The following is a 25,777-nucleotide window of genomic DNA, read 5'->3' on the forward strand; positions in this document are numbered from 1 at the left end:
GCCGTCGCGTCGGGGTCAGCCGTCCGCCTCCTGATCCTGCGGACCGCGGCTGCGACCCAACGCGTCCACGTGGCCCCAGCGACCGGGAATGTCCAGCAGCTCCACCCGGCCCATGCCCGGTGGCACGGCCGGATCGATGATCAGGTGCTCGCCCTGCGGCTCCAACCCGAGCATCACCCGCAACAACAGCAGCGGAGTGCCGCTCGACCAGGCCTGCGGGCTGCACGCGGTCGGATACTCCACCGGGTAGCCGGTGCGGCTGCGGGCGTAGCCGGCGAACGCCTCCGGTAGCCGCCCGCCGAAGTAGCGGGACGCCGCGAGCATCGCGTCGCAGATCCGCCCGGCCTCGTCCCGGTAGCCGTACCGGCCCAGGCCCCAGGCGATGATCGAGTTGTCGAACGGCCAGACGGTGCCCACGTGGTAGCCGATCGGGTTGTACCGACCCTCGCCCTCGGCGAGGGTCCGCACCCCCCAGCCGGAGAAGAGCCGTGGCCCGAGCAGGTGGTCGACCACCGCGCCGGCCCGGGACTCGTCCACGATCCCGCTCCACAGCAGGTGCCCGATGTTCGACGTCAGCGCGTCCACCTGTCGGCCGTCGGCGTCCAGGGCGAGCGCGTAGTACTCCCGGTCGGCGATCCAGAAGTCGTGGTTGAACCGCTGTTTGAGCGCCGCCGCCTCCCGCTCCAGCCGGTCGGCGTACGCCGGGTCGTTCCAGACCGTCCGGGCCAGCCGGGCGGCCCGGACCTTCGCGTCGTACGCGTAGCCCTGCAACTCGCAGGTGGCCCGGGGGAAGCCCGGCATCCGGCCGTCGGCGTACGAGATGGCGTCCCAGGAGTCCTTCCAGCACTGGTTCTGCAACCCGCTCTCCGGGTTGCGCGTCCGATACCAGAGGTAGCCGGTGCCGAGCAGGTCGCCGTACGTGTCGATCCACTCCAGCGCCGCCCGGACGTGCGGCTCCAGCCGCTTGACCAGCGCGGTGTCGCCGGTCCACCGCTCGTACTCGTCGATCAGGATCACGAACAGAGGGGTCGAGTCGGCAGATCCGTAGTACGGCGAGTGCGGCTGCTCCTCGAAGCCCGCGGTCTCGCCGTACCGCAGCTCGTGCAGGATCTTGCCCGGCTCCTCGTCCCGGAAGTCGTCCACCCGGTGCCCCTGGAGACCGGCCAGCATGAGGAGCGTCGGCGGGATCAGCTCCGGCAGGAACGGCAGCACCTGCAACGAGGTGATGATGCTGTCCCGACCGAACAGGGTCATGAACCACGGCAGCCCGGCGGCGATCAGCCGTACGCCCAGGGTGATCGACTCGTAGCGGAGCGCGGCCAGGTCGCCGAGGCTACGCCGGTACGCCCCGGCCAGCGGCTCGCAGTCACAGCCGAGCTTCGGCGCCCGGTTGATCAGCTGCTGCTGTTCGGCGCGGATGGCGTCCGCGCCGTGGCTGCCCGCGTACGGCAGGGTGGCCCGGATGTCCTCGCCCCGCGCCCCGTAGACGACTGTGGAGATGTGCAGCCGGGTGGTCCATTCGCTGTTGCTGCCGATCCGGACGCGGAAGGTCATCCCCGCGGTGTCGACCTGCGCCGGCACCGTGGAGCGGACCAGCGTCTCCCGGTGGAACGCCTCCCGTCGGTACGTCAACCGCAGCTCGTTGTCGGTCACCGTGACTGTCGTCCGGCCCACCTTCTCCCGGGCGTGCTTGATCTCGAACAGGTCGGCGAAGTCGCTACCCATCTCGAGCCGGACGGTGAAGTCGACCTCCTCACCGGCGTGGTTGAGCACGGTCAGCTCCTCGTCGAAGCTGCCCCCGATCGCTCGGCTGCGGATCACCGACACCTTGGCGTCCAGGTAGTGGGTGGGTTCGCCGGGGGCGAGGAAGAACGTCGTCCGGTACGACTCGCTGTCGTCGACGGAGAGGGCGTGCAGGCGTTCGCCGTCGAGGGTGAGCACCCAACTGGACAGGAAACGCGTGTCGAAGGAGAACAGGCCGGTCGGGAAGGCGAAGGACGGCTCGATGTCTCCGCGACGGTCGCTGACCAGGAAGGTGTTGCCGTCCAGGATGCTGACGAGGTCCTTCACGTCGGCCGTCCGACTGCCTCCCGGGCCACCTCGCGGGGGTCGCGGGTGCCGGGCGGGCTCGGGAAGAACCGGCGGAAGGCAAGGAAGAGCGCCACGTCACCGCTGAACGTGCTCTCGTTGCGCAGCACCGCGGCGATTCCCTGGGTTTCGCCGCTGATCAGCCTGTCGAACAGGGCCGCGCTGCTGTACCAGATGGCGTCGGCCGGGCCCCGCTCACGGCTTGCCTGCACCGCCCCCGGCCGCATCCGGACCAGCCAGTGCTCGGTCCGGTGGTCGGTGCCGAGATCGATCTGGAGGGTCCCGGTGGCCAGGCCGCCCAGGACGGCGGGGGCACGCGTCGGCAGTGATTCGAAGAATCTCTCCGTCGCCTCGGTCACATCCGAATCGTAGGCAGCTGTCCGAGATGTCGGGTCGGTATCCGTACTCCGCGCCCGCCGCCGTTCGGAGGTGTCCCGGAGGTCAGTAGACCAGCGCCTGTGCGCCCTCGGCCAACGCCTCCTCGACGAAGGCCGCGGCTCCCGCGATCCGCAGACCGGGCAGTACGTCGTCCGGGCCGATCTCCCGCCGGGCCGCGCACTGGGTGCAGGCGGTGACCCGACCGCTGGTCAGGATGACGTGCAGCAGCTCGGCCAGGGGCGCGGAGTGCGGTAGCTCGAACTCCTGGGCGCGGCCGGGCAACGCGAACCAGGTCGACTCCCCGGTCAGCCAGAGCGAGACGTCCACGCCGGCCGCGACCGCCGTGGCGGCGACAGTGAACGCCTGCGCGCACCGCTCCGGGGCGTCCGCACCGGCGGTGACCTTGACGACGAGTGAGCGGGCCATGAGGCCCAGCATAGGATGGTCACGATGGTTACCGAGATCGGGTTCGTCAGCCTGCTGGTCGCCGGCCTGGGCGGACTCGCCGGTGGCCTGGTCTACCTGGCCGTACGCATTTCGAGGGGACGTTGGTGAGCGCGAGGAGTGAGCCGGGCCTGCGAGCCCCGCAGTCGCGAACGAAAGAAGCGGAGCGACGCTGGTGAGCGACGAGAACCCGCTGCAGCCACCGTGGCTGAACGCGCCGCCGGTCGAGGAGTACCCGTTCGAGGAGAGTCACGACCTGCGGGTCGGCCCGAAGCTGCACCCGGCGCTGGACGGCCTGCTGCCGTACATCGGTCTGTGGCGCGGCCGGGGCAAGGGTGGCTTCCCCACCATCGACGACTTCGACTACGCGCAGGAGATCCGGATCAGCCACGACGGCCGACCGTTCCTGCACTACGAGTCGCGCGCCTGGATCCTCGACGAGCAGAGCAGGCCCGTCCGCCCGGCCGGGCGTGAGGTCGGCTGGTGGCGACCGGTGCTGGTGGACGGTCGGGCGACCGACGAGCTGGAGGCCCTGCTCACGACGCCCACCGGCGTGATGGAGCTGCACCTCGGCAAGCGCACCGGCACCCAGGTCGAGTTCACCACCGACGCGGTGATCCGGACGGCGACCGCCAAGGAGGTCACCGGAGGGCACCGCCTCTTCGGCATCGTCGAGGGTGCGCTGCTCTACGCCCAGGAGATGGCGGCGATGGGTCAACCACTCAGCCCGCACCTCTCGGCCCGGCTCGTCAGGGTCGGCGGCTGAGGCTCAGACGACGGGGAAACCCAGCAGCGCTTGCAGGTCCGGGGTGCGCGGGCAACCGTCCCGGCGCACCCCGTCCAGCGTGTGGACCTCGGTGAGCCCGCGCACCGACGAGGCGAACCACACCCCGTCGGCGGCGTGCAGCTCGGCAGGGGTGACCATCCGTTCGGCGGCGCTCAGGCCCAGCTCGTCGGCGTGGGCGAGCAGCCAGGCGACTGTCGTCCCGGGCAGAATGCCCGTGGTGGCGGCCGGCACCGTGCCGAGTGTGTCGCCGGTGAGCCACACCACGTTGGCAGTGGGCCCCTCCAGGGCGTACCCGTCGGAGGAGACCCAGAGCACGTCGTCCACCCCGTTGCCGCGCGCCCAGCGGCGGGCGGCGCTGTTGACGGCGTACGAGGTGGACTTGATCCCGGTGGGCAGCCAGGTCAACCCGGCGCGGGCGGTGGCGGGCACCCCCAGTGGCAGGGTCGCCACGCTGATCCCGTCCCGTCGCGCCGCCCGCGCCGCCGCCGGCACCTCGCTCAGCGTGGCGTAGACCGTCGGCTCGCTGGCCTCCGGGCCCCGGGTGCAGACCAGCCGCAGCGCTCCCTCGACCCGTGCCGGCCAGTCGGTGCAGACCGCGTCGAGCAGCTCGGTCAGCGCGGCGGTGGGGGGCAGGGGCAGGTCGATGGCGGCGGCCGACGCGGCCAGCCGGGCCAGGTGCTCGTCACGCAGCCACGGTCGGCCCTGGCGCAGGTGCATGCTCTCGAAGAGTCCGTCGCCGTGCAGGACGCCACGGTCGTCGCCGCGTACCACCGGCTCGGTGGCCGGGACCGGGCCGTGCCCGAGCACGGCGATCCGCGCGGATGGGCCGACCGGGGCCGGCCCGGTGGAGGACGTCGCCATGAGGGTCGAGGGTAGCGACGGCCGTCGCACGGCGCAGGCAGCCACGGCCGCCGAACTATGATCGGACGGTGTCCGAATCCTCCCTCGCGGAAATGCTCCGGGCCCGTGGGCTGCGGCTGACGGCCCAGCGGCAGCTCGTCCTCCAGGCCGTGCTCGATCTGGGTCACGCCACCCCGGAGCAGGTGCACACCGCCGTCCGGGAGGTCGCCGCCGGCGTCAACATCACCACCATCTACCGCACGCTGGAGCTGCTGGAACGGCTCGGCCTGGTGACCCACACCCACCTCTCGCACGGTTCGCCGACCTACCACGCGGCGGGTGAGCACCAACACGTCCACCTGGTCTGCCGGGAGTGCGGCGCGATCGACGAGATCGATCCGGAGCTGCTCCGGCCGCTCGCCGAGCAGTTGGCCGCGCAGCGGGGCTTCCGGGTGGACATCGGGCACGTGTCACTCTTCGGCGTCTGCGACCGCTGCGAGAACGGGGATCACAAATGATCGACATCGCGGGCGCGGTGGCAGTCGAGAGTATCGACGAGGCCAGCCGCGACCAGCCGGACCCGGCGCACGTCGCGGCCGGGGTGCGGGGGGTGGCCGCGCACTACGGCGACCCGCTGCGGGAGCAGCGCGTCCTGGACACCGAGGTCGGCCTGGTCGACAGGTCGCACCGGGGGATCATCGCGGTGCCCGGCGAGGAACGCGCCGGCTGGCTGCACACGATCACCTCGCAGCACCTGAGCGCGCTGGCCGCCGGCGAGGGCACCGAGCTGCTGGTTCTCTCCCCGCACGGGCACGTCGAGCAGCACGCCCTGGTCGCCGAGGACGGCGAGACCACCTGGCTGGACACCGAGCCGGGGGCGACCGAAGGGCTGCTCGCGTACCTGGAGAAGATGCGGTTCTTCACCAAGGTCGACCCGCGCGACGCGACCGCCGAGCGGGCGCTGTTGTCGCTGGTCGGCCCGGCGGCGACGGAGGCGCTGGGCACGCTCGGCGTGACCGGGCTGGCCGCACCGGACCTGATCGCGGTGCCGGGTCCGAAGTTCGCCGCCGGGGCCGTGCCGCCCCGAGCGAGCATCCGGTACGACGTCAAACCGCTGCCGATCGGCGGCTGGGCGCGACGTGGCGTCCTCGGGGTGGACCTGCTGGTCCCCCGCTCGGCGATGGAGCAGGTGGTGGCTGAGCTGCGCGGCGCGGGCGTGCCGGTCGCCGGTCTCTGGGCGTACGAGGCGATCCGGGTCGCCGCCCGACAGCCCCGGGTCGGGGTGGACACCGACCACCGGACCATCCCGGCCGAGGTGGACCTCGTCGGCCCGGCGGTGCACCTGGACAAGGGCTGTTACCGAGGTCAGGAGACGGTGGCCCGCGTGCACAACATGGGCCGGCCCCCGCGTCGCCTCGTACTGCTGCACCTGGACGGGATCACCACCGACCAGCCGCCGGCCGCCGGTACGCCGGTGACCCTCGACGGCCGGGCGGTGGGCTTCGTCGGCACCGCAGTGCTGCACCACGAGCTGGGCCAGGTGGCCCTCGCCGTCCTGAAGCGGAACGTCCCGGACGACGCCGCGCTGCTGATCGGCGAGACCGCGGCGGCGATCGACCCGTCCTGAGCGCGGCGTCTAGGATCGCCGGCATGACGACAGGGACGTTGATCACGGTGGCCCCGACCGGCGCGGAGTCGGCCAAGGCGGAGGTGCCGGCGCTGCCGGTGACCCTGGATGAGCTGCTGCTCACCGCCAAGGAGTGCGAGGCGCTCGGCGCCGCCGTGATCCACGTCCACATCCGCGACGACGAGGCGCGGCCGACCCTCGACCCGGCCCGGCTGGCCGAGACGGTGGCGGCACTGCGGGAGAGCACCGACCTGATCGTGCAGCTCTCCTCCGGCGGCGCGGTGACCGACCCGGAGGCGTCCCGGCTCGCCGTGCTCGACGCCGGCCCGGACATGGCCTCCTGCACGATGGGCACTGTCAACTTCGGCGACGACGTCTTCCTCAACCGTTGGGAGTTCATCGTCGACCTGCACACCCGGATGCAGGAGCGCGGCATCGTGCCGGAGTACGAGATCTTCGACCTCGGCCACCTGTCCGCGTTGCAGCGGCTGCTCGGCAAGTACGGGCTGCCGGCCGGCGGGCACGTGCACGTCGACTTCGTGATGGGTGTCCCGGGCGGCATGCCGGGCACCACCGAGACGCTCGTCGCCGCCCACCGGATGCTTGCGGACCTGCCGGCGGGCACCACCTTCTCGGCCACCGGCATCGGCCGCAGCACGATCCCGGTGCTGCTGGCCTCGCTGTCGGCCGGCGGGCACCTGCGGGTCGGCATGGAGGACACGGTGACGTACGCCAAGGGCCGTCCGGTGGAGTCCAACATGCAGTTGGTCGCCCGCGCGGTCGGTTTCGCCCAACTCGCCCAGCGCCCGCCGCTTACCACCACCGAGGCCCGCGCGCTGCTCGGGCTGTAAGGCCGGGTCGGTTCGGCGCTCCTGTCACCCGGGCGGTGGACCCCCTGGTCACCCCGCCGTCGGGCACCCCCGGGTCGTCGGTACCGTCCAGCGCGTGACGAAGACGTACGAGGGCGGCGTGCCGCTCGCCGAGGTGGTCCGGTCCGGGTTCGTGGAGGGCGGGCACCGCGGCTCGGTGGTGGTGCTGGACGCCATCGGGGAGCCGCTGGCTGCCGCCGGCGACGTGACCGCGCCGATCTTTCCGCGCTCGGCCAGCAAGCCGATGCAGGCGATCGGGATGCTCCGCGCCGGCCTGACGCTCACCGACCCGGCGGACCTGGCGTTGGTCTCGGCCAGCCACGCGGGGGAGGACTTCCACCTGTCCCGGGTCGGCGCGCTCCTCGACCGGGCCGGACTGGACGCCTCGGCGCTGCACTGCCCGCCCGACCTGCCGGTGGGCGCGGCGGCCCGGGAGGCGGTGCTGAGGGCCGGGGGCGGGCCGAGTCGGGTGCAGATGAACTGCTCCGGCAAGCACAGCGGAATGCTGCTGACCTGTGAGGCCGCCGGGTGGCCACGGGACGGCTACTGGCGGCCGGAGCATCCGTTGCAGCAGGGGTTGCGGGCCGCCATCGAGGAGTTCACAGGCGAGCAGGCCGCGGCGGTGGGCGTGGACGGCTGCGGCGCCCCGGTGCTCGCGGTGTCGCTGACCGGCCTGGCCGGGGCGTACCTCCGACTTGTCGACGCCGAGCCCGGCTCGGCGCCGCGCGCCGTGGCCGACGCCATGCGGGCCCACCCGGAGATCGTCGGTGGTACCCAGGCCGACGACACCCGGCTCATGCGCGGTGTGCCGGGCCTGCTGGCCAAGGTCGGTGCCGAGGGCGTGATCGCGGTGGCGCTGCCGGGAGTCGGCGCGGTGGCCCTGAAGATCGACGATGGGGCCGACCGTGCCCGGATGCCGGTGCTGGTCTCCGCGCTGCGCCGGCTCGGCGTGGACGCGCCGGTGCTGGCCGAGTACGCCGAGGTGCCGCTCTTCGGCGGTGGCGTTCCGGTCGGGGCTGTCCGCCCACTCTGGTGACCCGGCCGCCCACCCCGCCGCGCCGCTCGGCTCGCCCGCGCAACTGCGACGGGTCGGCCGGCGGTGGCGTGAGCTCCATGGGTGGCAGTGGGATTAGCGACGGGCCGGGGCGCGAGGGCGGCCCCGCGTCCAGCTCGGACGGCCCTGCGTTCAGCTCAGGAAGTCGAGCAGGGCAGTGGCGACCGCCTCCGGACGCTCCAGTGGCAGCAGGTGCGCGGCATCCGGCACGTCGGGCAGCCGTGTCGCGTGGGGGGCCTCGGCGGCGATCCGGTCGGCGAGCCGGCGGATGTCCGGTACGTCGGCGGCACCCGCGGTGACCAGGACGGGCATCTTCAGCTCGCCGAGGCGGCCGATCGCCGGTGGCGTCAGCTCTCCCACCTCGACCGCGCCCAGCGCCAGTTCGGCGGCCAGGGCGCGCTGGTCCATCTCCTGCGCGAACGCCAGCAGTTCGGGGTCGACGTCGGCCGGCTGGCGACCTGGGCCGACCACCCAGAACCGCACCTCGCCGGCCGCCCCGGCGACGAAGTCGTCCGGGTCGACCTCGCCGACCAGGTCGTCCCAGAGGTCGTTGGCCTCTTCGGACCACTCGTTGCCGGAGACCGCCGTGTCGAAGAGGGCGAGCGCGGTCACCCGGTCCGGGTGCGCGAGCGCGGTGTCGACGGCGACCGACCCGCCGAAGGAGCAGCCGACCAGCGCGGCCCGGGGCACGTCGAGGGCGTCCAGCAGGCCGATCACGTCGTCGTGGTGCGTGAATGGTGCCGGGGGCAGCTCGGAGTCTCCGTACCCGCGCAGGTCCGGGACGATCACCCGGTGTCGGGCGGCCAGCGCCGGCACGACGCCCCGCCACATCCGCCGGTCCGCGATGCCGGCGTGCAGCAGCACGACTGGCGAACCGGTGCCGGCCTCGTCGTACGCGAGAAGAGCTTCGTTGACTGTGATCTTGTGCACCAACGGACCGTACGGATCCGGCGAGCGGCACGCAAACGGGATGCTGAGACCTTGCTAACTCTGGCAAGCATTTCGCTTGCAGGAGCTAGCAGGGCGCACTAGCGTCGGCGACATGGCCACACCCAAGGACCTTCCCGACGTCGGCGGGTTCATCCGCGATCTGCGGCGCAACGCCAAGATCTCGCTGCGGCAGCTCGCCGAGCAGGCGGGGGTCAGCAACCCGTACCTCAGCCAGATCGAGCGCGGGCTGCGCAAGCCCAGCGCCGAGGTGCTCCAGCAACTGGCCAGCGCGCTGCGGGTCTCGACCCCGGCGATGTACCTGCGAGCCGGGCTGCTCGACGACAAGGAGGGCCACGGCGTGCTCGCCGCCATCGCGGTGGACGCCGACCTCACGATGGCTCAGAAGCAGTCACTCAGCCAGATCTACGAGACGTTCCGCCGGGAGAACGCCCGGCTCTCCGAAGCCCAGGCCGCCGCCGAGAGCGCCGCCGCTGGAAGCCCGGCCACCGACAGCCCGGCCGCCGGGAACGCAGGGGTCGCCGGCACCGCCGGAGCGGCCGGGGTGACCACCCCTACCGACGTCGCCGACGAGCCGGCCGACGTGGCGAATCTGGCCGCGACCGGTCCCACCACCGCTGGCGGCACTCCCACCGAGGCGGTGCTCGAGTCGGTCGCCGTCACCGAGGCGGGTGGCGCCCGCGCACCGAGCGGCACCAGCACCAGCACCCCCGAGAAGAGCAGCACCAGCACCCCCGAGAAGAAGGCCGCCGGACCGGCGGTCCGGAAGGCCGCCGAGGCGGCCGAGGAGGAGACGTCATGACCGAGCCGAAGACCAACCGCATCCCCGCCCCGATCTACGCCGCCGCCGGTGCCGCCGAGTTGGCCATCGAGCAGTTGCGCAAGCTGCCCGCGGTCGTCGGTGTGCACGGCACCCGGGTCGTCGCCGACCTGGGCGGTCGGGCTGTGCTGACCGGCTTCGAGCTGCGCCAGAAGGCCACCGAGACGCTGCGTACCGCCAACGAGACCGCCGGCACGCTGCGCGGCCGCGCGCAGGCCGAGCTGGACCTGGCCAAGCTGCGCGAGTCGGCCGACCTGGCGAAGCTCCGCGAGGTCGCCGACCTGGCCAAGCTCCGCGAGGTCGCCGACATCGACAAGCTGCGGGCCGCCGCGACCCGCAACGCCGCCGTGGTGGTCGCCGGTGCCCAGGCCGCGCAGGAGCGGGCATTCGCCGCGTACGGCGCACTGGTGGCCCGTGGCGAGCGGGTCGTCGGTGCCGGCGTGCTGGAGGCCGCCGAGACGGTGAACGCCGACATCGAGGCCACCCAGGCCGTGCCCGCCGCGGCGACGGCCCCGGCTGCGACGGCCCCGGCTGCGACGGCCCCTGCGGAGGTGCCGAGCCCGGCCGAGGTTGCCGAGATCGCCGAGGCCAAGCCGGCCGCCGTCAAGAAGGCCGCACGGGCGAAGGCCGCCAAGCCCGCCGAGACCCCGTCGGCGAAGCTGCCCCGGGCCACCAAGCGGACCCGCCCGGCGGCCGAGTAGTTCGGCGTGTCGACGATCCCGACGGCGTCCTTGTCGGACGTAGTCGGGGTCGTCGACATAAACTTGCCGGCATGGCCAACGCCGCGCCGATCTTCGCGTTCGAAGTCCGTTACGTGATCGAGCTGATCCTGCTCGTCTTCGCGCTGATCATCCAGGGTGTCGCGCTGGTGCACGCCATCACGCAGCGCTCCGACGCATTCGCCGCCATCGGCACGCTGCCCAAGGGTGGCTGGATCGCCATCCTGGCGGTCTGCCTCGTGCTGATCCTGCTCAGCCGTGGCCCGATCAGTTTCTTCGGACTGATCGGCATCGCCGCCGCGCTCATCTATCTGCTCGACGTGCGGGTCGGTCTTCGCGACCTCAGTGACGGCAAAGGTTTCTGGTGAGAGGTTTCCGCTGGCCGCCTCCACCCGACAGTGGTCCCCGCACCTGGGGGCCGGGCCCGGGCGGGCCGCGTACCGGCCGGCCCGCGTTGCCCGAGCCGGAGACCGAGTTGGTCGCCACCCCGCACGGTGTGGAGTTGGAGCGCCTGGTCACCGGCACCGGTGATCCGGTCACCGTGTTCGCACACGGGCTGGGCAACGGGATCGCCACGACACGGCCGTTCGGCAGTGGGGTGACCGGTCGCCGGGTGTTCTTCCAGTTCCGAGGCCACGGCCGCTCGGAGGCCCCGGCCGGCCCGTGGACCTACCTCGACCTCGCGCGGGACCTGCGTGCCATCGCGGACCTCGGCGGCGCCAGCCGAGCGTTCGGGGCGAGCCTCGGCGCCGGCGCACTGTGCAGCCTGCTGGCCGAGAGCCCGGAGCGCTTCGAGAAACTGGTGTTCTTCCTACCGGCGGTCCTCGACCAGCCACGCGGCCCGGTCGCCCACGGCCGCATCACCGCCCTGCTGGAAGCCGTCGAGAGCGGCGAGGCCTCGGCGGTCGCCGACGTCGTCTCGTTGGAGCTGCCAGCGGCGGTCCGCAACACGCCGGCCGGTTGGGCGTACCTGCGGCAGCGGCTCGACCAGTTGCTCCGCGACGGTCTGGCCGACGGGCTGGCCACGCTCGCGGAACAGGCGCCGCTGCGCGACGCGTCCGCCCTCGCGGCGGTCACCGCGCCGGCCCTGGTGATCGGCTGCGCGGGCGACGACCTGCACCCTGTCGAGGTCGCCGAGCAGCTCGCCGCGGCGCTGCCCCGGGCCACCCTGCACGTGTACGACCGGCCGGGGGTGCTCTGGTCGGAACGCGCCGACCTGCGGGAGCGCATCTCCGGCTTCCTCAACGAGTAACGTCCCCTGTCATGGGCGTCACACAGCATGGCCGGACGCACCGGCTGGACCTCGCCGACCCGACCCTGCGCGAATGGACCTGCACGGTCCTGCACGCCGACCCGGAGCAGGGCATCGTGTTGGACCGCTCGGCGTTCTACCCGGGTGGCGGCGGCCAACCGCCGGATCACGGCGTGCTGCTCTGGCAGGGCGTGCAGACCCGGATCGTCGGCACCCGCAAGGGCGACGACCCGTACCTGATCCCCGCCGAGGGTGACCCGCTGCCGCCGGTCGGCACCGAGGTCGTCGGCGCGGTGGAGGACGAGCGCCGCACCCGTCTGATGCGTACGCACTCGGGGCTGCACGTGCTCTGCGGTGTGGTGTTCCGCGACTTCGGCGCGCTTGTCACCGGCAACTCGATGGAACCGGGTGAGGCTCGGATGGACTTCAACCTCCCCGAGGTTCCCCCGGACTTCAAGAGCCGGATCGAGGAGCTGGTCAACGCCGAGGTGGCCGCCGACCGCTCGGTCGCCACGCGGGTGCTGCCACGCACCGAGGCGCTGGCCCTCCCGGACATCATCCGCACCCAGTCCAACCTCATCCCGCCGGACGAGCAGGAGGTCCGGATCGTCGACATCGTCGGGTTGGACGTCCAGGCCGACGGCGGCACCCATGTCGCGTCCACCGCTCAGATCGGCAAGGTGCAGGTGGTCAAGGTGGAGAGCAAGGGCCGAGCCAACCGTCGGGTCCGCGTCCGATTGGTGGACTGACAAATTCGGACGATGGTTGTCAGGCATCGCTGACAGCCTTCGAGGCATGACACAACCGCTCGCAGGAAAGATCGCGCTCGTCGCCGGTGCCACGCGGGGTGCCGGTCGACAGATCGCGGTCCAGTTGGGTGCCGCCGGCGCCACCGTGTACGCCACCGGTCGCAGCAGCCGGGCCGGCCGTTCGGAGATGGGCCGCCCGGAGACCATCGAGGAGACCGCCGAGCTGGTCACCGCGGCCGGCGGCACCGGTATCGCCGTCCGGGTCGACCACCTGGTTCCCGACCAGGTTCGCGACCTGGTCGCCCGGATAGACGCCGAGCAGGGCCGACTCGACGTGCTGGTCAACGACATCTGGGGCGGCGACCCGCTGGTTACCTGGGACAAGCCGGTCTGGGAGCAGCCGCTGGAGTCGGGCTTCCGCACCCTGCGGCTGGCCGTCGACACGCACATCATCACCAGCCACTTCGCCCTGCCGCTGCTGATCCGTCGACCCGGTGGCCTGGTCGTGGAGATCGGTGACGGCACCAAGGCGTACAACGACGAGAACTACCGCCTCTCGGTCTTCTACGACCTGGCCAAGGTCTCGGTCAACCGACTCGCCTTCACCCAGGCGCACGAGCTGAAGCCGCACGGCGGCACGGCCGTGGCGCTCACGCCCGGCTGGATCCGTTCCGAGGCGATGCTTGAGCACTTCGGCGTGACCGAGGAGACGTGGCGCGACGGCGCCGCCACCGACCCGAACTTCCTCATCTCCGAGACTCCGGCCTTCGTCGGCCGCGCGGTGGCCGCGCTCGCCGCCGACGAGGACAGGGCCCGCTGGAACGGCCGGTCCGTCGACGCCGGCACGCTGTCCAAGGTGTACGGCTTCACCGACGTCGACGGCAGCCAGCCGGAGGCGTTCCGCTACATCGTCGAGGTGGTCGACGCCGGCAAGCCCGCCGACGTCACCGGCTACCGCTGACCCGCCGGCGGGCCGGTGTCACGGCACGGCCGGGCCGTCGTAGCGTGCGGCGGCCCGGCGAGCCGCGTCCGCCATCCGTGCGCGCAGCTCCGGCGGGTCGAGCGCCTCCACCTCCGGGCCCAGCGCCAGCAACTGGGCGTACGCGACGTCGACCGACTCGACGGGCAGCGGAGCCACCACCCAGCCCTGTTCGTCCGGTTCGCTCGCGGCGGCGACCACCTCGTCGTACACATGGGGGGCATCGACCAGGTGTCGGAGCCGGCGCAGGCCGGCGGTGCTGAGCCGGACGGTCACCTGGGCCCGCAACATCGTCCGCAGGAACTCCCCGGCCTGCTCCCGCCAGTGCCCGGCCAGGTCGAAGCCCTCGTTCCGCTCGAAGTGCTCCTCGCCCACCTCGACACCTGTCACCCGGTCCACCCGGTAGGTCCGCGTGTCGTCGTCGATCCGGCCGACCAGATACCAGACCCCGTTCTTGAGCACCAGCCCGTACGGCTGCACCCGGCGGGTCACCTCCCGGTCGCCGCGTCGGTAGCGCAACTCCACCACCCGGTCTGCCCAGACCGCACGGGCCAGCTCGGCCAGCCACGGCGGCGGCCCGGTCTCCCGGAACCAGCCCGGTACGTCCAGGTGGAACCGTTGCCCCGCGCGGACCGGCGCGTCGCGCAGCGCTGGCGGCAGCGCGGCGAGCACCTTCAACTCGGCGGCTGCCACCGCGTCGGCCAGGCCCATGTCGCCGGCCGGGCCGGGCAGCCCGGCGAGGAAGAGCGCCTCGGCCTCGTCGCGGGTCAGCCCGGTCAACCGGGTCCGGTAGCCGCCGAGCAACCGGTAGCCGCCGGCGCGGCCCCGCTCGGCGTACACCGGCACCCCGGCGGCGGAGAGCGCCAGCACGTCCCGGTAGACGGTCCGCTCGGAGACCTCCAGCTCCCGTGCCAGCTCGCCCGCCGTCATCGACCCGCGCGACTGCAACAGCAGCAGCAGAGAGATCAGCCGGGACGCGCGCATCCGCCCATCCTGCCCGGTGCCGCGCGCTGCCCGGCGGATTCGATCACGGCTGGATAGGCTGCTCGATCGTGGACGCCAGCAGAATCGCCAGCCCGGTGACCGGGGCCGTCGGACGCTTCTTCCTCGGGGTCAGGCTGCTCCTGCGCGGGCTGGGCCTCTACGTCCGCAGTCCCGGGCTGATGCTGCTCGGCCTGATACCGGCGCTGATCTCCGGTGCGCTCTTCGTGGCCGTGCTCGCCACCCTTGTGTACTTCGTGGACGACCTCGCCGCGCTTGTCACCCCGTTCGCCGACGACTGGTCGAGCAGCGCCCGCAGCCTGGTCCGCGTCATCGCCGGCCTGGCGTTCCTGGGGCTCGGTGGCCTGCTCGGTGTCCTCGGGTTCACCGCGGTCACCCTGGTCATCGGCGATCCGTTCTACGAGAAGATCTCCGAGCGGGTCGAGGAGCGGCTCGGTGGCACCCCGGACGCCGTGGACGTGCCGTTCTGGTCGTCCCTGCGCCGCAGCCTCGCCGACTCGGTACGCCTGTTGGCCCTCACGGCGCTGGTAGGCATCCCACTCTTCCTCGCCGGCTTCATCCCGGTGGTCGGCCAGACCGTCGTCCCGGTGATCGGGGCGGCGGTGGGTGGCTGGTTCCTCGCCGTGGAGCTGGTCGGGGCGCCGTTCTACAGGCGTGGGATGCGCCTGCCGCAGCGCCGGACGATCCTCAGGGCGGACCGGCCCATGGCGCTCGGCTTCGGGGTGGCGGTCTTCCTGTGCTTCCTCATCCCGCTCGGCGCGGTGCTGATCATGCCGGCTGCGGTCGCCGGTGCGACCCTGCTGGCCCGCCGTTCGCTCGGCCAGTCGATCGAGGAGAGCTGACATGGAGATCACCCTGGTCGAGGGGGACATCACCGCCCAGCACGTCGACGCCATCGTGAACGCCGCGAACTCGTCCCTGCTGGGCGGCGGTGGTGTCGACGGCGCCATCCACAGGCGTGGCGGGCCGGCGATCCTGGCCGAGTGTCGGGCGTTGCGGGCGTCCCACTACGGCAGGGGCCTGCCCACCGGCCAGGCGGTGGCGACCACTGCCGGAGACCTTCCGGCCCGCTGGGTGATCCACACCGTCGGGCCGGTCTGGTCTGCCGGCGAGGACCGGTCGGCGTTGCTGCGGGACTGCTACGCCAACAGCCTCCGAGTGGCCGACGAGCTGGGCGCGACGACAGTGGCCTTCCCGTTGATCTCCGCCGGCATCTACGGGTGGCCTGTCGACGACGCGGTACGCCAGGCGCTGACGGTGCTGCGGACTGCTGCGCCGGCCAGCGTCACCGAGGCCCGTCTGGTCCTCTTCGGCGCCGACATCCACGCTCTCGCCCGCCAGGTGTACGACAACACCGCCACCTAGGACCCCCCGGTGGGCGGTGCCGTCAGGTCAGCTCGGCCAGGCAGGACCAGTGGGACGCCACCGGCCGGTAGCCGAGTCGGGCGTTGATCGCCAGCATCGGGGCGTTGGCCTCGTCGTTCGAGGTGTACGCGATTCGTACGCCGTCGGCGGCGGCCCGGTGCAGCGCGGCGGTCTTGGTGAGCCGGGCGAGTCCCCGCCCCCGGTACGCCGGAACGGTGCCTGTGTAGTCCGACCACATCCGGTCCCCGTCCCGCTTCACGAGGCTGAAGGCGGCCACCTCACCATCGACCTCTGCGGCGATGCTTGCCGACTTGTCGAGGCCCAGGTTGTCCCAGACGTCGTACTGCCAGCTCTCGTAGCTGATCGAGTCGACCGGCACGTCACCCGGCTCGTCCGCGGCCGAGGCCACGTCGGCCGCGTACAGCAGCTGCGGGTCCAGGTCGGCGATCGGGAGCAGCCGTACGCCCGGGGGTGGCTCGGGTAGCGCGGGCGCCGGGTCCAGGTCGAGCGCCGAGAAGCGCAGCTCGCGGCTGGGCTCGTAGCCGTGCCGACGGGCGAAGGGCAGCGCTTCCGGCAGCGCGAAGCCCCGGAGCCGGTGGATCCCCATGGGGGCGAGGTGATCCGTAGCGGTCGTCAGCAGCGCGGTGCCGATGCCGCGCCGCCGGTGCTCCGGGTGGACGTGCAGGAGGCTTATGTCACCGAAGTTCGCCGTCGAGGTCGAGGCGTTGCGCTGGGCCGTCACCCAACCGACGACCTGGGCGTCGACCTCGGCCACGAAGGCGGCCCATCCCCTTCCCGGTATCGGCTCCGCGATCATCTTCCGGGTCGATGCGACACCGCGGACCAGGTACGGAAAGACCAGGGCTCGCAGGGCCACCACACCCGCGGCGTCGTCCGGCTGTGCCAGGCGGATCTGCATGTCAGGCCCCGGTCCGTACGGCGGCGACGGCCTCGACCTCGACGAGCTGGTCGGAGTAGCCGAGCACTGCCACTCCGAGCAGTGTGCTGGGCGGGTCGTGGTCGCCGAAGAAGTCCCGTACCACCTCCCAGACCGTCACCAGATCCTTCTGCTGCGAGGACGCCACGTAGACGGTGGTCTTGACGACGTCGGTCAGCCGGGCGCCGGCCGCGCCGAGCGCGGTCTCCAGGTTCGCCAGCACCTGCCTGGCCTGCGCGGCGTGGTCGCCCGGCGCGACCGTACGGCCCTCGGCGTCCAGCGGGCACGCGCCGGCGGTGAACACCAGCCGCGCGGGTGTCTCGACGGTGGCGGCGTACGCGTACTCGGCGACGTCGGACAGGGCGGGGACGTGCAGTAACGCGACAGGATCCGGCATGCCGGCGAGGCTAACGACGATCGCCCGCCGCAGCGACACATTAAGCGGCCTCGGGCGGTGAGCGGGCCACGACTTCGTCGGCCGAGTGAGCCCGTCAGGCGGAGCCGCGGTGAATCAGCTCGGTGGGGAGCATGACGGCCGGTTCGATCGTTTCGCCTGCTGCCAATCGGAGCAGCTGCTGGGTCATGCGACGGCCGAGTTCCACGATCGGTTGCCGGACGGTGGTCAGCGGCGGCTCGGTGTAGGCGGCGGTCTCGATGTCGTCGAAGCCGATCACCGCGACGTCCTCCGGCACCCGCCGGCCGGCCGCACGCAGGGTGCGCAGGGCGGCGTGTGCCATCAGGTCGGAGGCGGCGAACACCCCGTCCAGGTCGGGATGGTCGGTGAGCAGGCGGTCCATCGCCGCCGCACCGGACTCCCGGGTGAAGTCGCCGACGGCGATCAGCTCGGGCAGCCCGGCGGCGGCCATCGTCTCCCGGTAGCCGATCAGCCGTTCGATCCCGGCGACCATGTCCTGCGGGCCGGCGATGGTGGCGATCCGCCGGCGACCGCCGTCGATCAGGTGTCGGACGGCGGCGGTGACCCCGCCGACGTGGTCCACGTCGACGTACGGCACGGGTACGTCGCCGAGCGGCCGGCCGCTGACCACCACGGGGATGCCGAGCCTGGCCAGCGTGCCGGGCAGCGGGTCGGCGCCGTGCAGCGAGGCGAAGAGCACCCCGTCGACGTGGCGACCTGTGGTGTACCGCTCGACCCGCTGGTGCCCGGCCGGTGAGCCGGCCAGCATCAGCACCAGTTGCTTGTCGGCGGCCTCCAACTCCTGGCTGACGCCGCGGATGATGCCGGGAAAGACCTGGTCGTCGGAGAAGACCCGGGTGGCGGCCTCCGGCATGACCAGGGCGATCGAGTCGGTGCGCTGGGTGACGAGGCTGCGGGCGGCCAGGTTGGGCACGTACCCCAGTTCGGCGACCGCCCGGTTGACTGCCTCGCGGATGGGCTCGGCGACTGTGGTGGAGCCGTTGACCACCCGGGAGACGGTGGCTCGGGACACCCCGGCCCGGGCCGCCACCGCCTCGAGCGTCGGTCGCTGCGCCGTCGTCATCGCGACTTCCCCCGCTCGTCACAGCCCGTTCCGGGAGATCACCTCCTGGTACCACCGGGCGCTGGCCTTCGGAGTGCGCCGCTGGGTCAGGTAGTCGACGTGCACGATCCCGAACCGCTTGCGGTAACCCTCCGCCCACTCGAAGTTGTCCAGTAATGACCATACGAGATACCCGCGCAGATCCACGCCCCGGGAGATCGCCTCGTGCGCGGCGCGCAGGTGCCCGTCGAGGTAGGCGATCCGGTCGTTGTCGATCACCTGTCCCGACCCGTCGGGCGAGTCGACGCCCGCCTTGTCGGGGAACGCCGCGCCGTTCTCGGTGATCAGCAGCGGCACGCCGGGGTAGTCCGCGGCGATCCGCTCCAACAGCCGGGTCAACCCGGCTGGCTCGATCATCCAACCCATGTCGGTGAGCGGCCCGGCCGGCGGCAGGAAGTGCACCGCGCCCTCGGTGCCCGGATAGGCGCCGTCGCCGTCGCCGTCGCCGTCGGGCCGGCCGGCGACGTAGGTGGGCGCGTAGTAGTTGATCCCCAGCAGGTCGATCGGGGCGGCGATCAGTTTCTCGTCGCCGTCGCGGATGAACGTCGGCTCGACGATGCGGGCCACGTGCTCGCGGACGTCGTCGGGGTAGCCGCCGGCCAGCAGCGGGTCGAGGAAGATCCGGTTGTGCAGGCCGTCGACCAGGCGGACGGCGGCGGCGTCGGCCGCGCTCTGCGGGTCCGCCGGTCGGACGTCGGCCGGGTTGACTGTGATGCCGACGCTGCGCGCGCCGGCCGCGCGCAGCGCCCGCGCCGCCAGGCCGTGCCCGAGCAGCAGATGGTGTACGGCGGTGAAGGCCGCCGCCGCGTCCCGCTCGCCCGGCGCGTGCACCCCGTTGGCGTAGCCGAGGTAGGCCGAGCACCAGGGTTCGTTCAGTGTGGTCCAGACGTCGATCCGGTCGCCGAGGCGGGCGTACACGGCTGTGGCGTACGTGGCGAAGTGCTCGGCGGTCTCCCGGTTGGTCCACCCACCCCGGTCGGCCAGGCTCTGCGGCAGGTCCCAGTGGTAGAGGGTGACGATCGGGTCGATGCCCCGGGCGAGCAGAGTGTCGGTGAGCCGGTCGTAGAAGTCCAGACCGCGTGGGTTGACCGGGCCGCTGCCGTCGGGCTGGATCCGGGGCCAGGCGACCGAGAACCGGTACGCCCGCAGGCCCAGCTCGGCCATCAGCGCCACGTCGTCGGCGTACCGGTGGTAGTGGTCGCAGGCGACGTCGCCGGTGTGGCCCTGGTACACCTTTCCCGGCGTACGGCAGAAGGTGTCCCAGATGGACGGCCCGCGACCGTCGTCGCGGGCCGCGCCCTCGATCTGGTACGCGGCGGTGGCCGCTCCCCAGAGGAAGTGCTCAGGAAACCGGATCTCATTCACGCCTTGATCGCACCTTCCATGATCTCGCCGATGATCTGGCGGCCGAACAGCACGAGGACCAGCGCTCTCACGTCAGGGTGGAAGATTTCCCGGACACTGTCAAGAGAGCGCTCTCTCGAATTCGCGCGCCACCACCGGACCCACAGCGAGGCCGTCACCCCTGCCCGGGGGTGACGACCTCGTCAGGTCGGCCGGGGCACACCCGGTGCCCAGATCAGCCGGTACGCAGGCCGTCGAGCAGCGCGCGGTCGCCCGTGACGTCGAGGGTCTCGAAGCTGACCCGGCCCCAGAGCGCCAGCAGCAGATCGCTCGCGGTGCCGCTGACCTGCGCACGGGCGTGGTGATCGTCGTGGTCGAAGATGGTCGCCGTGTCGAGCAGCGCCACTCCCTCGCCGCGCAGCCGCAGATACCACTCCTGATCCGCGTCCGTCGCGGCGAGCTGCACCACCCCGTGCCAGTCGCCCTTCACCTGCCGCCGGCCGGCCGGCAACCAGGTGTCCAGCACCTCGCTCACCCCGTCGGCGGCGAGCTTGGCCTCGACCGGCTCACCGGCGGCGATGGCGAGCTGGGCGTCCCAGCGGTGCACAGCCGTCTCGTGCGCCATCCGGCGCGGCCAGAAACCGGCCCTCTTCGGCTGCGGCGCCCAGTTCCAGGCCGGTGCCTCCGGGTCCAGGCCGTCGAAGAGGCCCATCAGCTGGTCGTACCCCTGCTGCCAGAGCTGGAGCGCGGCCAGGCCCGACTGTGCTTCGGACGCACCCCGGCGGGGCGGTGCCTCCGTCCGCCCGGATCCGGCGAACGAATAAACCCAGTGGTAGATGCCCGCGAGGTGCAGGGTGAGATCATTGACTGTCCAGCCCGGACAGGACAGCACGGGTGTCTCGGGCGGCGCCTCGGCGACCGCCGCGGCGAACGCCGGGCCCTCGGCCCGGAGTGCCCCAATCCAGAAGTCCTTGCTGCCCTGCAGTCTGCTCATCGCCATCCTCCCGGGGGTGCCGGGCCACCAGTAGGTGCCACGGCTGCCCATCAGCCTAAGGTGAAAGACGTGTCAGACGCCTACGCCCAGCCGACAACCGAAGCCGATCGTGCCATCCCCGGTCCACTGGCCGGCTACACCACGCTACGGATGGGCGGGCCGGCCGGGCGAATCGTGGCCGCGACAAGCGTGGACGAGATCATCCGGGCGGTCCAGACCACCGACGGGCCGATCCTGGTCCTGGCCGGCGGCAGCAACGTGGTGATCGGCGACGCAGGCTTCCCCGGCACGGTCGTGCTGGTGCGCTCCCGTGGGCTGCGGATCATCTCCGAGGACTCCGGGTCGGTCACCGTACGCGTCGAGGCCGGCGAGCCGTGGGACGACCTGGTCGCCGCGACGATCGGCAACGGCTGGGCCGGCCTGGAGTGCCTCTCCGGCATCCCCGGCTCGACGGGCGCCACCCCGATCCAGAACGTCGGCGCGTACGGCCAGGAGGTCGCCGAGACGATCACCGGCGTCGAGGTGTACGACCGCCTGGACGGCACCCGTCGGACCATTCCCGCGGCAGAGTGTGGTTTCGCCTACCGGGGCAGCATCTTCAAGTACCAGGACCGCTGGGTGGTGCTCTCGGTCGACTTCCGGCTCACCCGCTCGCCGCTGTCCGGCCCCGTGCGCTACGCCGAGCTGGCCCGGGCGCTCGGCGTCGAGGTGGGCGAGCGGGTGCCGCTGGCCGACGCGCGGGCGACGGTGCTGCGGCTACGCGCCGGCAAGGGCATGGTGCTCGACGCCGCCGACCCGGACACCCGCTCGGTCGGCTCCTTCTTCACCAACCCGGTGCTCGACCGGGCGACGTACGAGCTGCTGCGGGAGCGCGCCGCCGACCTGGGCGAGCCCCCGGCCTGGCCCGGGGCGGACGGCCTGGTCAAGGTGAGCGCGGCCTGGCTCATCGACCGGGCAGGGTTCGCCAAGGGGCACCCCGGCCCGGACGGTGTGGCCATCTCCAGCAAGCACACCCTCGCCCTCACCAACCGCAGCGGTACGGCCAGCACCAGCGACCTGCTCACCCTCGCCAGCACCATCCGTGACACCGTGCACGCCCGCCTCGGCGTGACCCTGCACCCCGAGCCGGTTCTGATCAACTGCGCCCTCTGATCCCCGCCCGGGTCAGGGCAGCGGCCAGCGGAGCGTCAGTTCGCCGTGCCGCCAACGCTGCGGGCCGTCGAGCACGGGCCAGCCGTCGGCTCTGAGCCTGCCCACGGCCCGCAGCCACCGTTGACGCGGGCCGAAGGTGGCGTAGGGGGCCGCGGCCTGCCACGCGTCGTCCAGGGCCCGAATCAGGTCGTGCACCGCCTCGCCGGGGACGTTGCGGTGGATCAGCGCCTTGGGCAAGCGCTCGGCCAACTCGGCGGGACTGCCCAGCGTGGTGAGCTTCGCGGCCAGGGTCAGCGTCCGCGGGCCGTCCGCGTCGACAAGCAGCCAGCTCGCCAGCCGGCCCAGTTCGTCGCAGGTGCCCTCGACGAGCGCCCCACCCGGGGCGAGCGCGGCGGTCATCGTCCGCCAGGCTTCGGGCACGTCGCTCTCGTCGTACTGCCGCAGGACGTTGAACGCGCGGACCAGCACCGGCCGGAGCCCGGCCAGCTCGAAGCCACCCCGGGCGAAGGTCAGGCCGGGCGGGTCGGCGGCCGGCGTCGCAGCGGCCACCCGCGCCGGGTCGATCTCCAGCCCGACCAGGCGTACGTCCCGACGGACCCCGGCGGCCAGCCGGGCCCGCAACTCCACGGCTGTCACCGGCGTCGCCCCGTACCCGAGGTCCACCACAAGCGGATCGGCCGCCGCCCGCAGCCGGTCGGCGCAGGTCGCGACGATCCAGTTGTCCACCCGGCGCAGCCGGTTCGGGTTGGTGGTGCCCCGGGTGACCACGCCGAGCGGCCGGCGTCGTGGAGCCCCGCTCATGGGTCCTGTCCCCGACTCAGGAGACCCGGTGCACCTTGTGCTGCGCCGCCTGCGCCCGTGGCCGGACCACCAGCCGGTCGATGTTGACGTGCTCGGGGCGGGTGGCGCACCAGGCGATGCAGTCCGCCACGTCCTCGGCGACGAGCGGCCCCGGCACGCCGGCGTAGACGGCGGCCGCCCGCTCGGCGTCACCCTCGAAGCGGACCAGCCCGAACTCGTCGGTCTTCACCATCCCCGGGTCGATCTCGATGACCCGCAGCGGCCGGCCACACAGCTCCAGGCGGAGCGTGCCGGCGATGGCGGTCTGCGCGTGCTTCGCGGCGGTGTAGCCGCCCCCGCCCTCGTAGACGGTGAGGCCGGCGGTGGAGGAGACCACCACGACGGTGCCGGAACCGGAGGCTTCCAGCGCCGGCAGCAGCGCCTGGGTGACCCGCAGCGTACCGAGCACGTTCACGTCGTACATCCACTGCCAGTCGGCGACCGAACCGGACTCCACCGGGTCCAGGCCCCGCGCGCCGCCGGCGTTGTTGACCAGCAGGGTGACCGGCCCGGGCGCCCGCGCGGCAGCCTCGGCGAGCCCCGCGACCGACTCGTCCGAGGTGATGTCGCAGGTCACGGCGGTGGCCTGCCCGCCGGCGGCGGTGATCTCGGCGACCAGCTCGGCGAGACGGTCGGCGCGGCGGGCGGCGGCGAGCACGTGGAAACCCTCGGCGGCCAGCCGGCGGGCGGTGGCCGCCCCGATCCCGCTGGACGCTCCGGTGACGATGGCGACAGCTGTCATTGCGCCATTGTCGCCCCGGTCGTCCGGGCCCTTCCGATCGGGCGTGGGCTTCGCCGCTTCGGGCCGACTGTTGATGAGGTCCGTCACCCCGGCCGGCCGCGCCGAGGCATTTCCGTTGCCCGATGGGGAAGATGACACCCGGCGTACAGGTTGAGCGAGAAGCGCCGGTCGTGCGAGACGGCATTAACCGTGACTGAAGGAGCGGACGTGGCGGAACTGCACACCGGTGTCGGTCGTCAGCGAGGTGCCCGACCGTGGCCCCGGCCCCGCCGGATCGCCACCCTCTCGGTGCACACCTCCCCACTGCACCAGCCCGGCACCGGCGACGCAGGTGGGATGAACGTCTACATCCTGGAGGTCGCCCGGCGGCTCGCCGAGGCCGACGTCGAGGTGGAGATCTTCACCCGGGCCACCTCGGGTGACCTCCCCCCGGTGGTCGAGATGGCCCCCGGGGTGCAGGTCCGGCACATCACCTCCGGCCCCCTCGAAGGGCTGACCAAGGAGGAGCTGCCCGGTCAGCTCTGCGCCTTCACGGCCGGGGTGCTGCGCGCCGAGGCGTCCCGCCCACCCGGGCACTACGACCTGATCCACTCCCACTACTGGCTGTCCGGCCAGGTCGGCTGGCTGGCCAAGGAGCGCTGGGGAGTGCCGCTGGTGCACACCGCGCACACCCTGGCGAAGGTCAAGAACGCCCAACTCGCCTCCGACGACAGGCCGGAACCCAAGGCCCGGGTGATCGGCGAGGAGCAGGTCGTCGCCGAGGCCGACCGGCTGGTCGCCAACACCCGGGTGGAGGCCCGCGACCTCGTGGAGCGGTACGACGCCGACCCCGACCAGGTCTCCGTCGTACAGCCGGGCGTCGACCTGGCCCGGTTCCGGCCCCCGCCGGGCGACCGGTTCGTGGCCGCCCGTGCCGCCCGCCGTCGGCTGGGACTGCCTGTCGACGGGTACGTGGTGGCCTTCGTCGGTCGGATCCAACCACTCAAGGCGCCGGACGTGCTCATCCGCGCGATCGCCGCCCTGCGCGAGCGTGATCCGGCCCTCGCCGACGAGGTGACTGTGGTGATCTGCGGCGGGCCCAGCGGCAGTGGACTGGACCGGCCGACCGCCCTTATCGAGCTGGCCGCGACGCTCGGGGTCGCCGACCGGGTCCGTTTCCTGCCGCCGCGTACCGGCGACGACCTGCCGGCCCTGTACCGGGCCGCCGATCTGGTCGCGGTGCCGTCGCACAACGAATCCTTCGGGCTCGTCGCCCTGGAGGCCCAGGCCTGCGGTACGCCGGTGCTGGCCGCCGCCGTCGGCGGCCTGGTCACGGCCGTCCGTGACCACACCAGTGGGGTGCTCATCGACGGGCACGACCCGGTGGACTGGGCCCGGGCCCTGGGCCGCCTGTTGCCGGATCGTGCCCTGCGGGCCAAGTTGTCCCGGGGTGCCGCGCAGCACGCCCGACACTTCTCCTGGGAGCGCACCGTCTCGGGCCTGCTCGACGTCTACGGCGAGGCGATCGCCGCGCGCCGGGCCCGCCTCGCCGCCGACCTGGCCGGAGACCCCGCCCTCTCCTGCTCCTGGTGACCGCCCGCGCCGGTCGGGCCGGTGGTGACCGTGCGTCGGTCGGGCCGGTGGTGTCCGTGCGCCGGCCGTCATCCGGTGCGTGGGCCGGAGCGGTCGTAGAGTGGGTCCGGTGAGCCCGAAGAGCGATCTTGCGACCCTGATCGAGTCGGTCTGTGCCGAACGTGACCTGGCCTGGGAGTCGACCGGGCCCGGCTCGTACGCGATCACCCTGCCGGGCACCCACAAGCTCAAGACGATCTGCAACCTGATCGTCGGTGAGCACGCGCTGCGGATCGAGGCGTTCGTCATGCGCCAGCCCGACGAGCGGCGGGAGGAGCTGTGGGCCTGGCTGCTCCAACGCAACGCCCGCATGTACGGGGTCTCCTTCTCCACCGACGCCGTCGGCGACGTGTACCTGACCGGGCGGGTCAACCCGGCCGGTGTGGACGCCGACGAGCTGGACCGGCTGCTCGGCTCGGTGCTCACCTACTCCGACGAGTCCTTCGACACGATGCTGGAGATCGGCTTCGGCAGCTCGATCCGGCGCGAGTACGAGTGGCGGGTCAAGCGCGGCGAATCCACCGCGAACCTGGCCGCCTTCGCCCACCTCTTCGAGCCGTCCGGCGCGGGCCCCGCCCCCGATCCCGCCTGACGCCCGCCAGCCCGCTCACCTGCACCCCGCGCCCCCGGCCGGCTTGAGGACTGGTCCGGCTTCCGTTCGAGCTGGTTGGTTGCTGGAGGTTCGGACTGCTCCTGAC

Annotated in this window: 31 protein-coding genes; 17 read left to right on the forward strand and 14 right to left on the reverse strand. The window is 72.5% G+C overall.

Translation table 11 applies throughout. The features are described from left to right. Positions 1 to 15: 15 nt before the first annotated feature. The 3 genes from ACLQ26_RS13000 to ACLQ26_RS13010 form a co-directional block, all read right to left on the reverse strand. Entirely contained in the window at positions 16 to 2,070 is a 2,055-nt protein-coding gene (locus ACLQ26_RS13000) for a glycogen debranching N-terminal domain-containing protein (RefSeq protein WP_425744641.1), read from the reverse strand. Next, the gene (locus ACLQ26_RS13005) at positions 2,067 to 2,447 is read right to left on the reverse strand and encodes an SCP2 sterol-binding domain-containing protein (protein WP_425744642.1); all 381 of its coding nucleotides are present in this window, start codon (positions 2,445 to 2,447) and stop codon (positions 2,067 to 2,069) included. Before ACLQ26_RS13005 ends, ACLQ26_RS13000 begins: the two co-directional genes overlap by 4 nt. Before the next feature lie 82 nt (positions 2,448 to 2,529). Continuing rightward, positions 2,530 to 2,904, reverse strand: coding sequence for a DsrE family protein (locus ACLQ26_RS13010; RefSeq protein ID WP_425744643.1), 375 nt, complete (start codon positions 2,902 to 2,904; stop codon positions 2,530 to 2,532). Positions 2,905 to 2,916: 12 nt separating this feature from the next. On the opposite strand from ACLQ26_RS13010, the gene mtfM reads away from it, so the two are divergent. Together mtfM and ACLQ26_RS13020 are read left to right on the forward strand one after the other, a co-directional pair. After that, positions 2,917 to 3,021 (forward strand): small membrane protein MtfM, encoded by a 105-nt coding sequence (gene mtfM, locus ACLQ26_RS13015; RefSeq protein WP_030327764.1) that lies wholly within the window; start codon positions 2,917 to 2,919, stop codon positions 3,019 to 3,021. Positions 3,022 to 3,085: 64 nt separating this feature from the next. Beyond that, positions 3,086 to 3,676: an FABP family protein gene (locus ACLQ26_RS13020; RefSeq protein WP_425744644.1), complete on the forward strand. Its 591-nt coding sequence runs from the start codon at positions 3,086 to 3,088 to the stop codon at positions 3,674 to 3,676. A gap of 3 nt (positions 3,677 to 3,679) precedes the next feature. On the opposite strand, the gene ACLQ26_RS13025 is transcribed toward ACLQ26_RS13020, so the two are convergent. Then, a complete protein-coding gene (locus tag ACLQ26_RS13025) occupies positions 3,680 to 4,558 on the reverse strand; it encodes an aminotransferase class IV (RefSeq protein WP_425744645.1) in 879 nt (292 codons plus the stop codon). Between the two features lie 68 nt (positions 4,559 to 4,626). On the opposite strand from ACLQ26_RS13025, the gene ACLQ26_RS13030 reads away from it, so the two are divergent. From ACLQ26_RS13030 to ACLQ26_RS13045, 4 genes are all read left to right on the forward strand, one after another. After that, on the forward strand, positions 4,627 to 5,055 hold the full coding sequence (locus tag ACLQ26_RS13030; protein ID WP_266246631.1) for a Fur family transcriptional regulator: 429 nt from the start codon (positions 4,627 to 4,629) through the stop codon (positions 5,053 to 5,055). Further along, positions 5,052 to 6,164 carry a YgfZ/GcvT domain-containing protein gene (locus ACLQ26_RS13035; protein ID WP_425744646.1) on the forward strand — a complete coding sequence of 371 codons (1,113 nt, stop codon included), beginning with the start codon at positions 5,052 to 5,054 and terminating at the stop codon, positions 6,162 to 6,164. The genes ACLQ26_RS13030 and ACLQ26_RS13035 overlap by 4 nt, the downstream gene beginning before the upstream one ends. Before the next feature lie 23 nt (positions 6,165 to 6,187). Further along, positions 6,188 to 7,015: a 3-keto-5-aminohexanoate cleavage protein gene (locus ACLQ26_RS13040; RefSeq protein WP_363684563.1), complete on the forward strand. Its 828-nt coding sequence runs from the start codon at positions 6,188 to 6,190 to the stop codon at positions 7,013 to 7,015. Between the two features lie 94 nt (positions 7,016 to 7,109). Then, on the forward strand, positions 7,110 to 8,069 hold the full coding sequence (locus tag ACLQ26_RS13045; RefSeq protein WP_425744647.1) for an asparaginase: 960 nt from the start codon (positions 7,110 to 7,112) through the stop codon (positions 8,067 to 8,069). Positions 8,070 to 8,219: 150 nt separating this feature from the next. On the opposite strand, the gene ACLQ26_RS13050 is transcribed toward ACLQ26_RS13045, so the two are convergent. Continuing rightward, positions 8,220 to 9,017 (reverse strand): alpha/beta fold hydrolase, encoded by a 798-nt coding sequence (locus ACLQ26_RS13050; protein WP_425744648.1) that lies wholly within the window; start codon positions 9,015 to 9,017, stop codon positions 8,220 to 8,222. A gap of 112 nt (positions 9,018 to 9,129) precedes the next feature. On the opposite strand from ACLQ26_RS13050, the gene ACLQ26_RS13055 reads away from it, so the two are divergent. The 6 genes from ACLQ26_RS13055 (at position 9,130) to ACLQ26_RS13080 (ending at position 13,536) form a co-directional block, all read left to right on the forward strand. Then, positions 9,130 to 9,837 (forward strand): helix-turn-helix domain-containing protein, encoded by a 708-nt coding sequence (locus tag ACLQ26_RS13055; protein WP_425744649.1) that lies wholly within the window; start codon positions 9,130 to 9,132, stop codon positions 9,835 to 9,837. Next, positions 9,834 to 10,556, forward strand: coding sequence for a hypothetical protein (locus ACLQ26_RS13060; RefSeq protein WP_425744650.1), 723 nt, complete (start codon positions 9,834 to 9,836; stop codon positions 10,554 to 10,556). The genes ACLQ26_RS13055 and ACLQ26_RS13060 overlap by 4 nt, the downstream gene beginning before the upstream one ends. Before the next feature lie 71 nt (positions 10,557 to 10,627). Continuing rightward, positions 10,628 to 10,942 (forward strand): DUF2516 family protein, encoded by a 315-nt coding sequence (locus tag ACLQ26_RS13065; protein WP_425744651.1) that lies wholly within the window; start codon positions 10,628 to 10,630, stop codon positions 10,940 to 10,942. Continuing rightward, the gene (locus tag ACLQ26_RS13070; protein ID WP_425744652.1) at positions 10,939 to 11,826 is read left to right on the forward strand and encodes an alpha/beta fold hydrolase; all 888 of its coding nucleotides are present in this window, start codon (positions 10,939 to 10,941) and stop codon (positions 11,824 to 11,826) included. Before ACLQ26_RS13065 ends, ACLQ26_RS13070 begins: the two co-directional genes overlap by 4 nt. 11 nt (positions 11,827 to 11,837) lie before the next feature. Beyond that, a complete protein-coding gene (locus tag ACLQ26_RS13075) occupies positions 11,838 to 12,575 on the forward strand; it encodes an alanyl-tRNA editing protein (RefSeq protein WP_151488505.1) in 738 nt (245 codons plus the stop codon). Positions 12,576 to 12,621: 46 nt separating this feature from the next. Then, positions 12,622 to 13,536 (forward strand): SDR family oxidoreductase, encoded by a 915-nt coding sequence (locus ACLQ26_RS13080; protein ID WP_425744653.1) that lies wholly within the window; start codon positions 12,622 to 12,624, stop codon positions 13,534 to 13,536. 18 nt (positions 13,537 to 13,554) lie between these two features. Here ACLQ26_RS13080 and ACLQ26_RS13085 read toward each other — a convergent pair whose 3' ends face one another. Further along, positions 13,555 to 14,538 (reverse strand): helix-turn-helix transcriptional regulator, encoded by a 984-nt coding sequence (locus ACLQ26_RS13085; RefSeq protein WP_425744654.1) that lies wholly within the window; start codon positions 14,536 to 14,538, stop codon positions 13,555 to 13,557. 68 nt (positions 14,539 to 14,606) lie between these two features. Between ACLQ26_RS13085 and ACLQ26_RS13090 the strand changes: the two genes are divergently transcribed. Continuing rightward, on the forward strand, positions 14,607 to 15,398 hold the full coding sequence (locus ACLQ26_RS13090) for an EI24 domain-containing protein (protein WP_425744655.1): 792 nt from the start codon (positions 14,607 to 14,609) through the stop codon (positions 15,396 to 15,398). A gap of 1 nt (position 15,399) precedes the next feature. Next, positions 15,400 to 15,921 (forward strand): O-acetyl-ADP-ribose deacetylase, encoded by a 522-nt coding sequence (locus tag ACLQ26_RS13095; protein WP_425744656.1) that lies wholly within the window; start codon positions 15,400 to 15,402, stop codon positions 15,919 to 15,921. Positions 15,922 to 15,943: 22 nt separating this feature from the next. Here ACLQ26_RS13095 and ACLQ26_RS13100 read toward each other — a convergent pair whose 3' ends face one another. The 6 genes from ACLQ26_RS13100 to ACLQ26_RS13125 all read right to left on the reverse strand — a co-directional run bounded on the left by ACLQ26_RS13100 (position 15,944) and on the right by ACLQ26_RS13125 (position 20,734). Next, positions 15,944 to 16,840, reverse strand: a complete 897-nt coding sequence (locus tag ACLQ26_RS13100; RefSeq protein WP_425744657.1) for a GNAT family N-acetyltransferase — start codon at positions 16,838 to 16,840, stop codon at positions 15,944 to 15,946. A gap of 1 nt (position 16,841) precedes the next feature. Beyond that, a complete protein-coding gene (locus ACLQ26_RS13105) occupies positions 16,842 to 17,255 on the reverse strand; it encodes a RidA family protein (protein WP_425744658.1) in 414 nt (137 codons plus the stop codon). Between the two features lie 94 nt (positions 17,256 to 17,349). Continuing rightward, the gene (locus ACLQ26_RS13110) at positions 17,350 to 18,357 is read right to left on the reverse strand and encodes a LacI family DNA-binding transcriptional regulator (RefSeq protein ID WP_425744659.1); all 1,008 of its coding nucleotides are present in this window, start codon (positions 18,355 to 18,357) and stop codon (positions 17,350 to 17,352) included. A gap of 18 nt (positions 18,358 to 18,375) precedes the next feature. Next, complete coding sequence (locus ACLQ26_RS13115; protein ID WP_425744660.1) at positions 18,376 to 19,761, reverse strand: GH1 family beta-glucosidase; 1,386 nt, start codon at positions 19,759 to 19,761, stop codon at positions 18,376 to 18,378. Next, positions 19,758 to 19,919: a hypothetical protein gene (locus ACLQ26_RS13120; protein WP_425744661.1), complete on the reverse strand. Its 162-nt coding sequence runs from the start codon at positions 19,917 to 19,919 to the stop codon at positions 19,758 to 19,760. Before ACLQ26_RS13120 ends, ACLQ26_RS13115 begins: the two co-directional genes overlap by 4 nt. Positions 19,920 to 19,975: 56 nt before the next feature. Further along, positions 19,976 to 20,734 (reverse strand): maleylpyruvate isomerase family mycothiol-dependent enzyme, encoded by a 759-nt coding sequence (locus ACLQ26_RS13125; RefSeq protein ID WP_425744662.1) that lies wholly within the window; start codon positions 20,732 to 20,734, stop codon positions 19,976 to 19,978. A gap of 69 nt (positions 20,735 to 20,803) precedes the next feature. Here ACLQ26_RS13125 and ACLQ26_RS13130 point away from each other — a divergent pair, with 69 nt between their 5' ends. Beyond that, positions 20,804 to 21,886 (forward strand): UDP-N-acetylmuramate dehydrogenase, encoded by a 1,083-nt coding sequence (locus ACLQ26_RS13130; protein ID WP_425744663.1) that lies wholly within the window; start codon positions 20,804 to 20,806, stop codon positions 21,884 to 21,886. A 12-nt stretch (positions 21,887 to 21,898) separates the two neighbouring features. Here ACLQ26_RS13130 and ACLQ26_RS13135 read toward each other — a convergent pair whose 3' ends face one another. Beyond that, positions 21,899 to 22,687, reverse strand: coding sequence for a class I SAM-dependent methyltransferase (locus ACLQ26_RS13135; protein ID WP_425744664.1), 789 nt, complete (start codon positions 22,685 to 22,687; stop codon positions 21,899 to 21,901). Between the two features lie 16 nt (positions 22,688 to 22,703). Next, positions 22,704 to 23,468 carry an SDR family oxidoreductase gene (locus tag ACLQ26_RS13140; RefSeq protein WP_363684524.1) on the reverse strand — a complete coding sequence of 255 codons (765 nt, stop codon included), beginning with the start codon at positions 23,466 to 23,468 and terminating at the stop codon, positions 22,704 to 22,706. A 207-nt stretch (positions 23,469 to 23,675) separates the two neighbouring features. Here ACLQ26_RS13140 and mshA point away from each other — a divergent pair, with 207 nt between their 5' ends. Both mshA and ACLQ26_RS13150 read left to right on the forward strand, forming a co-directional pair. Beyond that, a complete protein-coding gene (mshA, locus tag ACLQ26_RS13145; protein WP_425744665.1) occupies positions 23,676 to 25,040 on the forward strand; it encodes a D-inositol-3-phosphate glycosyltransferase in 1,365 nt (454 codons plus the stop codon). A 109-nt stretch (positions 25,041 to 25,149) separates the two neighbouring features. Further along, entirely contained in the window at positions 25,150 to 25,671 is a 522-nt protein-coding gene (locus ACLQ26_RS13150; RefSeq protein WP_425744666.1) for a YbjN domain-containing protein, read from the forward strand. Positions 25,672 to 25,777 lie beyond the last annotated feature (106 nt).

Origin of the sequence: Micromonospora sp. DT43 (genome assembly GCF_049841645.1) — a bacterium.
Taxonomy (GTDB): Bacteria; Actinomycetota; Actinomycetes; order Mycobacteriales; family Micromonosporaceae; genus Micromonospora.